Below are 7363 nucleotides of genomic sequence, written 5' to 3'. Positions count from 1 at the left end.
AGCAAAAAAGACATATCAGCCGCCAGCAAAGTTGACCTTTCAATTCATTCGTTTCTGATACAAAACTCGAAAGATTTTAGCATTGCTTGGACAGATTAAAAGCTTTCAATTCATTCGTTTCTGATACTTAGACTCTCTGTATCTGTATTATCGACCGAGAAGGTCCCCCTTTCAATTCATTCGTTTCTGATACACTACTTCGAGCTCAGTGAGGTTCACGACATCCCTGAGCTCTTTCAATTCATTCTTTTTTGATACAGGGTGGTGGACGAATGAAGCTCACGGTTTGGTACGAGGACCTTTCAATTCATTCTTTTTTGATACTGTTTCCTTGGGGTTTATTTTGTTGGGGTGTTATTTATTTGTTTTGGTGTTGGGTGAAAGTGTTTTTGTGTAAGTGTTTCTCGTTAAGTACATTAATTTTGTTTTATTTTTCCTCGTTGTTGCATGTAAATGATATGGAACGGGAAGAGGGTCTAGGGAAGAATGTATTTTACAAAAAGGCTTCTTCCCGTAAAGCGTTAAAGTTTCCCGTGGAAAACGTTTCTACAGAGATTTCCAGGGGAACCATTTCCTCCCAACCCGTATCACAATGGAGAAATCTCTGTTTTTCACTTTCGTATATTTTTAATTTTGGAGCGAGGGGTTTTTCCTGGTTTTCCGAAACGCTTGTGTGGTCGTTATGGATGTACAGCTTTGTGTGGTGTAGGCTTATTGTCGGGTAGCGGGTACGTGGAGGAACGTAGAGGTGCATTAATTCTTTCTGAGCCGCATCTATGCAAAGCTCTATGTGTGGTTAGATGTAGCCCTGAAGGTAGGCGTAGTAGATTTGTCCGGCGGATATGGAGTTGTCTCCGGGAGGCAGCTTTTTGGGGAGAATGGTGTTTTCCTTGCCAAAGATGGCTCTTATGCCCTTAACTATTGGGGTGTTGACTGCGGCGCCTCCGGACACGAGTATTTTCTTGGCGCCTTTTTCGCGGGCAATTTCTGCTAGTCGTTTTCCGAGGAGGAACTGGACTGTGTAGGCCAGGTCACGTGGGCTGTGTCTGAGCTCGCCTTGTAGCAGTTTCAGGAGGAAATCGTATGTCTTGACTGTGTCTCCCTCGGCATCTAGGAGGCTGTCTGATATGATGTTTCCCCCATAGCTGTATTCTTCTAGTGTTATTGCTGGCTCCCCCTCGTAGTTTCTTTTCCAGGATACGCCTAGCGCTGTTGAGACTGCGTCGAGGAAGCGGCCCGCACTGCTTGACATTGGCGAGCCGCTTGTCTGCCTGGCGGCGAGCCGGGCCTCGCTTAGCCCTCCTGGTAGGTATCTTTGTAGCCCGTTGGACTGGAATATTTTTAGTGCTTCTTCTTCTCCAAGTGCCCGTGTTAGGGTTCCAATGAGTATCCTTGCTGGGTAGACTGTAGCCATGTCTCCCCCAGGCATTGGTAGGTAGTCTAGGTGTCCGAGCCTTTCGTATCCCTGGCCGACGTATAGTACTTCTCCTCCCCATATCTGGCCGTCGTCTCCGTACCCGACGCCGTCTATGGAGATGCCGTACTCCTCTGTGGAGGCTGTTTCAAGCATGACCGCCGAGACGTGGGCCACATGGTGCTGGACTTCGACCAGGTTGTTGGAGCACTTTGACGCTATTTCTTCGGCTACGAGCCTCGAGGGGTAGGCTGGGTGTTTGTCTGTCACGACTATGGCGTCGCACTCTTTTATGCCGTATGTCTTGATGAGGAAGCCCAAGGCTTCCCTCAGGAACTCGAGGGTCTCCAGGTTTTCGAGGTCTCCTATGTGCTGTGTGGGGATAACGTATTTTTCTACGGCTACGCTGCCTGTATTCATTAGGAATGCGCCAGTAGCTATAGCGGGGCTCTTGATGCTTCTTGGGAGAGTGATCCAGCGAGGCGCGTATCCACGGCTTCTCCTTATCATTACTGGCTCGCCGTCTGTAAATCTGACCACGCTGTCGTCCGCCCTGTTGACTATCCTCCTGTTATGCATCAGGAAATAGTCTGCCACCTTTCCGAGCTTTCTTAGCGCCTCGTCGTTGTCCTTGATTATGGGCTCCCCGCTCTCGTTTCCACTGGTCATGACTAGGAACTTGTCTCTTGTATCCATGAGGAGGAGATAGTGTAGGGCAGTGTAGGGAAGCATGACCCCGACGGTCTTTAGGTTTGGGGCTACAAGCTCGGAAACCGCCCCGGGCTTTCTTGGGAGTATCACGATGGGCCTGGCTGGGCTTGTCAGGAGTTCTCGTGCACTGTCGTCTACTTCCGCTATTTTCTCGGCGACTTCTAGGCTTAGGGCCATCAATGCAAAGGGCTTTGTTGGACGCTTTTTGTGTCTGCGTAGCTTCTCTAGTACAATGTCGTCTGTGGCTAGGCAGGCCAGGTGGAAGCCGCCTATCCCCTTTACGGCTACGATGTAGCCCTCGTTGATTAGCCTTGCCGCCTCGCGTATCGGGTCTTCGACTTCTAGCCGTTTTCCAGTGGGGTCGACTAGGAAAACCTTGGGGCCGCACTTGGGGCACGATATTCCCTGTATGTGGAACCTACGCAGATTGTTGGGGTCTGTGTATTCTTTTTGACACTCTTCGCAGAGTGGGAAGTCTCTCATCGAGGTGTTTTCACGGTCGTAGGGGATCTTCTCGATCACTGTGAATCTGGGTCCACACCATGCACAGCTATGGAATGGGTACCTGTACCACCTGGAGGACGGGTCGAGGACTTCTCTCAAGCATTCTTCACATATTCCGAAGTCTGGCGGGATCATTGAAAGCTTCGTGATTGTTGTGCCGCTTTTGAGTATGCTGAAGTCCTTGTAGCCTCTTGGGGCTTCGGCTTGAATGTGGATCTCTTCTATCTCTGCCGAGCGGGGCGTCTTGTTTTTCAGGTCGTATAGGAAGTCTTCTATCTGTTTAGGGTCTCCCTCTACCCATATCTCTACCTCGCTCCCGCCCAGGTTTAGGACATAGCCCTTTAGGCCGTGCCTTACAGCTAGCCTGTATACGTGGGGCCGGAAACCCACGCCTTGGACAATCCCGGCAACCCTTACACGTAAAGCCTGCATTGTGCTTAGCCTACACATGGGCAACAAAAAAGGTTTTTCGATCTTGGAAAAGCCGGGCATGACTCTGCAAAAAACATATCTTTGTTTTTGGCCCAATTTTCTTTATGGAAAAATTCGACTATACATATGCATACAACATAGCGCTGGCCCTTTCTAGGCAACCCAGGTTTACGGGCACAGAGGGCGAGAGGCAGGCTAGGGAGCTCATAGTGAGGGAAATGGAAAGCCTCGGCTATAACCCGTCCCTCGAGAAATTCTCTGTCAAGACATACGAAGTTGTAGAGTCGGAGCTAGAGATAGTCAAGCCCCGTAACAAGAAGATAGAGTGCAGCGTGTTAGGCTTCAGCGGTGAAACACCCATAGAGGGAGTAGAGGGAGACATAGTATACATCGAGAACGCAGACAGCATTCTTCTCCCCGAAGCCACAGGCTGGATTGGCCTCGCGTCGCAGAGGCCCTCCAGGGAGTACTGGAAAAAGCTAATAGGAAAAGCCAGCGGGCTGGTCATCGTTGAGGGTTCTCCATACAGGGAGCTAAGCAGGGTAGCGATACCATACGAGTGGAGGGAAAAAATGGGCTCTCTCCCAAGCGTCTATGTCAGGTATAGAGACGCATATGAACTGCTCTCGGCCGAGAGAGCAAGACTAAAAGTTGTACAGACCTATAGGGACACTGAGACATACAACATTTTTGCCACAATAGAGGGATCCAAGTACCCAGACGAGATCATATATGTTACGGCCCACTACGACAGTGTACAGGGGGTCCCCGGCGCCACCGACAACGCTGGCGGAACCGCCATGGTCTTGGCCCTCGCAAAGGCTCTATCGGCCTCCAGGCCCAAGAGAACCGTCCGGTTTGCACTCTTCGGCGCAGAAGAGCTTGGACTACGCGGCTCACTCTTCCACGTAAACTCGCTTAGCGACGACGAGAAGAAAAAGATAAAGACAGTAGTCAACCTCGACGTGCACGGAGGAATCTTTGGCTCGTCAGCCGCAATTATAAGTGGCGCAAAGAGCCTCAGGTACTTTGTAGAGGCGCTGGCCAAACGTGTAGGCGTGAATCTGAGCATATCGGAAGACGTGATGAGTAGCGACGGTTCGTCCTTCGTTAAACACGGTATACCAGCTGTAAACCTCTATAGGGCTAGTGGTTCGGGCGCGGACATACACACAGTGAGAGACAGCTCGGAGCACCTACACCCAATCGCCTTTAAGACTATTGGCTACTTTACGTTGCTCCTCCTCGAGGAAATCCTCAATGCCGAAGAGATACCCTTCGAAAGAGAGATCCCAGAAGACATAAAGAAGAAAGTAGAGGAGTACTTTTCAAGAAGACAGCCCATCTAGCTTCCTGGAGAGCGCCCTGTAGCCCCCTCTAAAGCTCCAAGCTTTGTAGCCGAGCTTCCTCAAAGTGTAGGCAGCTTCACGGCTGAGCCCGCCCTCGTCGCATATAAAGATGTATTTCTTGTTTGGATCCAGCTTCTCCAAGGCTACTGGGAGCTCTGCGAAGTCAATGTTTATGCTTCCGGGCACGTGGCCTTCTCGGTACTTCTCTGGGGGACGCAGATCAATAACTATGCTGTCTGGGTCAATGGTGCTTATCTCCACCTCATCCAGTGACTCCGCCTGGATGCCCAGGGTTCTGAGGTCTATCTCCCTTAGACTTGAAACAACACCCTCGAAAACTGTCTTATCGATTTTCTCTTCTTCTCTTAGAACTTCCTCAAGCCTGCTTCTCGTGCGCGGATGCACCGAATATACTCCGCAAACCTCTTTGACGCGTGCGCTGGCCTCGTATGTGCCTATTTCTCTCGCCCTAGCAATTATTTCCTCCTTATCCATCCCAATGAGCGGCCTATACACTGGCAACGATACAGCCGTCGAGGACGAGTAGAGGTTTTCCAGGGTTTGGGACGAGACTTGCCCAAGGCTCTCGCCGGTGACTATGCCCAGGGCGTTTATCTTCCGGGCTACGTGCTCAGCTGTCCTATACATGTATCTTTTCAGGACGACGCCCAAGAGGCCTGGATCCACTTTTTTCCTAAGTTCCTTTACCAGTGGCCTAAAGTCCGCGACATACAGCTTGGGAGAGTAGCCGTAGCCCCAGTTATCTACAAGCATTTTTACAACCGATGCTACTAGTCTCTCTGTTAGCTCGCCAGCCATGTTACAGAATACAAAGTGGACCTCGGCCCCCCTCTTAAGCATGTACCATGCCGCGACTATGGAGTCGAAGCCCCCCGAGACTAGGGCAACAATTCTCCCCTCCACGCCCACTGGGAGCCCTCCGTAAGCCTTCACCACGTCTTGGAAGAGATAAGCCTTGTTCCCCCTGACCTCGATATACACGGTGAACTCTGGATTCTCTAGGTCTACGCCCCTCGAGCATGGGTAGAGCCGTTCACCAACCTCCCTGGCTATGTCCATAGAGGTAAAGCTATGCGTCCCGGTTCTCCTCGCCTTAACAGCAAAAGTCTTTCCCTTTACCTTGTCACAGAACAGTTGATAAGCTACTTCAACTATTTCTCCTAGGGTTTCGAACTCGAACTCCACGGCGCTTGAAATAGACGTGATCCCGAAGACCCTGCGTAGCACCTTTATCGCTTCCTGTGAAGAATATACGTATATTCGTCCATACTCTCTCTTGACCTCGCCCTGCAGGCCGCTAAGCCTCAAGGCCTCCTTGATGTTTTCGATAAGCTTCTTCTCGAACCTGTCCCTAGACTTTTTCCCCTTTATAGTTACCTCTCCAAGCCTGACTATCAGCACGTCGCGCAGTTTGTTCTCCATAAGCACTCATCTTAAAATAAACACTTGGCTTATATTACAGTTTTTAGACTAGATGATTATGAGTGAAATTGTCCTCGGGACGATGGACTTTATTCTCCTAGTGATAGGAACCGTCGCATTCATAGCGCTTCTCATTGTCTTCGCCATAGAGTATCACTACTGGAGACTGAGGAGACAAATGAAGAAAATCATAGTGAAGGCCGGGTAGACCCGATAAGCTTAAAGCCACAATGAAAAATAATTACTTGCAATGACGAGATGAACCCGAACGCGACCAAGTGACGATGGCCGTCGCTACTGAGTACTCTGATTCTTTTCTAGGAAACAAGAACTTTTCCTCCTACAGCTTGCCCAGGCAGATGACGCTCAAAATAGGCTATGGCCCTGCCCTTCCTCCCGTGCATCTTCACAATCCTGCCGACAAACTTCTCGCCAGTGACAGGATGTATCCAGACAACCTTCCTCCCTATAACTTTGTGGGCGTCCTTATATGTTACACCCTTCAGCTCGACTAATACCTGCCTAGGATAGTACCTTTTCTGTCCGCGCCTGAAAGAGACAATGTACCCTTCCAAGCGCATCACCCAGCAAATTATAAAGATAAAGCGTTTTTAACTTTTTCCCCAAAACGGGGAGACTAGTGTGTCTTCGAGCAGATATCTGTACACTTGTCTGCAAACTCGTCACATATATGGTCGCAGGCGTTCTTGTTGTCGTTACATATCTCTTCGCACTGGTCGCTGTATGCCCCTGGAAACTCGGAGCACTCCTCCATGCACTCCGACGCGTTCTCAGAACACTTTGCATGGCAATCGTCTACAAAGTCCATGCACTGTGAGATGCATTCATCCATGATTTTCTTCGCGTCTCGCCTGTCTGACATGTATATACCACGTTGCTGAATTATTATTTTAACTTTTGCCCTCGTTGTTAGCGTTAATCTTCTGGAGCAGCCCCTTCTCCTCTAGCAAGCGCGCGGCCCGCCTCAACACGTCCCTGACTATGAAGCGCTGGTCAAGCCCTCCCAGGGCATACGCGGCCCGACGTATAGAGCCCGTCTTCGCGACGAGTTCTAGGACGTTTTTCTCGTAGTCGTCGAGCTCCAGGGACTGCAGGGCCTTTACTGCAACTTCTTGGAAAGACACGCCGTACGGCCAAGAAATGTCCGCGTCTCGGACTGCGTCCTTGTAGACATGGATCCATTTAAAAACGATGATGCATAGGCGCGTGTCCTCGTTTACCCTTGGATAATGCTTCTTGAGCTGTATGCGTAGCTCCTGCAGACTCGTGAAGCCGTCAAGCAACGCCTCGTCGACAGTGATGTCGCGCAACTTTTTCTTGTAGACGGCCACTATCTCGACTTCCCCTATAACCCTCCCGCCGCAGTGCACAAGTGCCTTGTCGCCTGGCTTCAGGTTGGGACAGCGTACACGTATAGTTGCCCGCTTCTCGCCTGAAACAAGCTTGTCTAGGTAGTTCCTGGAAAAGAGGAGATGTTTTTCACGCATGT

The 7363-nt window shown here is 50.3% G+C and carries 7 protein-coding genes and 1 CRISPR repeat array; of the genes, 2 read left to right on the top strand and 5 right to left on the bottom strand.

Translation table 11 applies throughout. From position 1 onward, the window contains the following. Positions 1 to 36 precede the first annotated feature (36 nt). Positions 37 to 324: direct repeats of the CRISPR family, unit length 25 nt; unit sequence CTTTCAATTCATTCGTTTCTGATAC. Between the two features lie 472 nt (positions 325 to 796). Next, a complete protein-coding gene (hypF, locus tag QXT17_RS05660) occupies positions 797 to 3061 on the bottom strand; it encodes a carbamoyltransferase HypF (RefSeq protein WP_052887360.1) in 2265 nt (754 codons plus the stop codon). 104 nt (positions 3062 to 3165) lie between these two features. Between hypF and QXT17_RS05655 the strand changes: the two genes are divergently transcribed. Next, on the top strand, positions 3166 to 4410 hold the full coding sequence (locus QXT17_RS05655) for a M28 family metallopeptidase (protein WP_052887138.1): 1245 nt from the start codon (positions 3166 to 3168) through the stop codon (positions 4408 to 4410). On the opposite strand, the gene thiI is transcribed toward QXT17_RS05655, so the two are convergent. Next, on the bottom strand, positions 4390 to 5853 hold the full coding sequence (thiI, locus tag QXT17_RS05650) for a tRNA uracil 4-sulfurtransferase ThiI (protein WP_052887139.1): 1464 nt from the start codon (positions 5851 to 5853) through the stop codon (positions 4390 to 4392). The genes QXT17_RS05655 and thiI overlap by 21 nt on opposite strands. 58 nt (positions 5854 to 5911) lie before the next feature. Here thiI and QXT17_RS05645 point away from each other — a divergent pair, with 58 nt between their 5' ends. Beyond that, positions 5912 to 6061, top strand: a complete 150-nt coding sequence (locus QXT17_RS05645) for a hypothetical protein (RefSeq protein WP_020962208.1) — start codon at positions 5912 to 5914, stop codon at positions 6059 to 6061. A 109-nt stretch (positions 6062 to 6170) separates the two neighbouring features. Here QXT17_RS05645 and QXT17_RS05640 read toward each other — a convergent pair whose 3' ends face one another. The 3 genes from QXT17_RS05640 to QXT17_RS05630 all read right to left on the bottom strand — a co-directional run bounded on the left by QXT17_RS05640 (position 6171) and on the right by QXT17_RS05630 (position 7361). Beyond that, the gene (locus tag QXT17_RS05640) at positions 6171 to 6428 is read right to left on the bottom strand and encodes a 50S ribosomal protein L35ae (RefSeq protein ID WP_187147047.1); all 258 of its coding nucleotides are present in this window, start codon (positions 6426 to 6428) and stop codon (positions 6171 to 6173) included. A gap of 62 nt (positions 6429 to 6490) precedes the next feature. Next, positions 6491 to 6736, bottom strand: a complete 246-nt coding sequence (locus QXT17_RS05635; RefSeq protein ID WP_020962210.1) for a hypothetical protein — start codon at positions 6734 to 6736, stop codon at positions 6491 to 6493. 28 nt (positions 6737 to 6764) lie between these two features. Then, on the bottom strand, positions 6765 to 7361 hold the full coding sequence (locus QXT17_RS05630) for an ASCH domain-containing protein (protein WP_020962211.1): 597 nt from the start codon (positions 7359 to 7361) through the stop codon (positions 6765 to 6767). Between the last annotated feature and the right edge of the window lie 2 nt (positions 7362 to 7363).

Source organism: Thermofilum sp., assembly GCF_038871435.1.
GTDB classification, from domain to species: domain Archaea; phylum Thermoproteota; class Thermoprotei; order Thermofilales; family Thermofilaceae; genus Thermofilum; species Thermofilum adornatum.
Note: the sequence above shows the minus strand (reverse complement) of the source record. Positions and strands in the feature narration are given on the sequence as shown.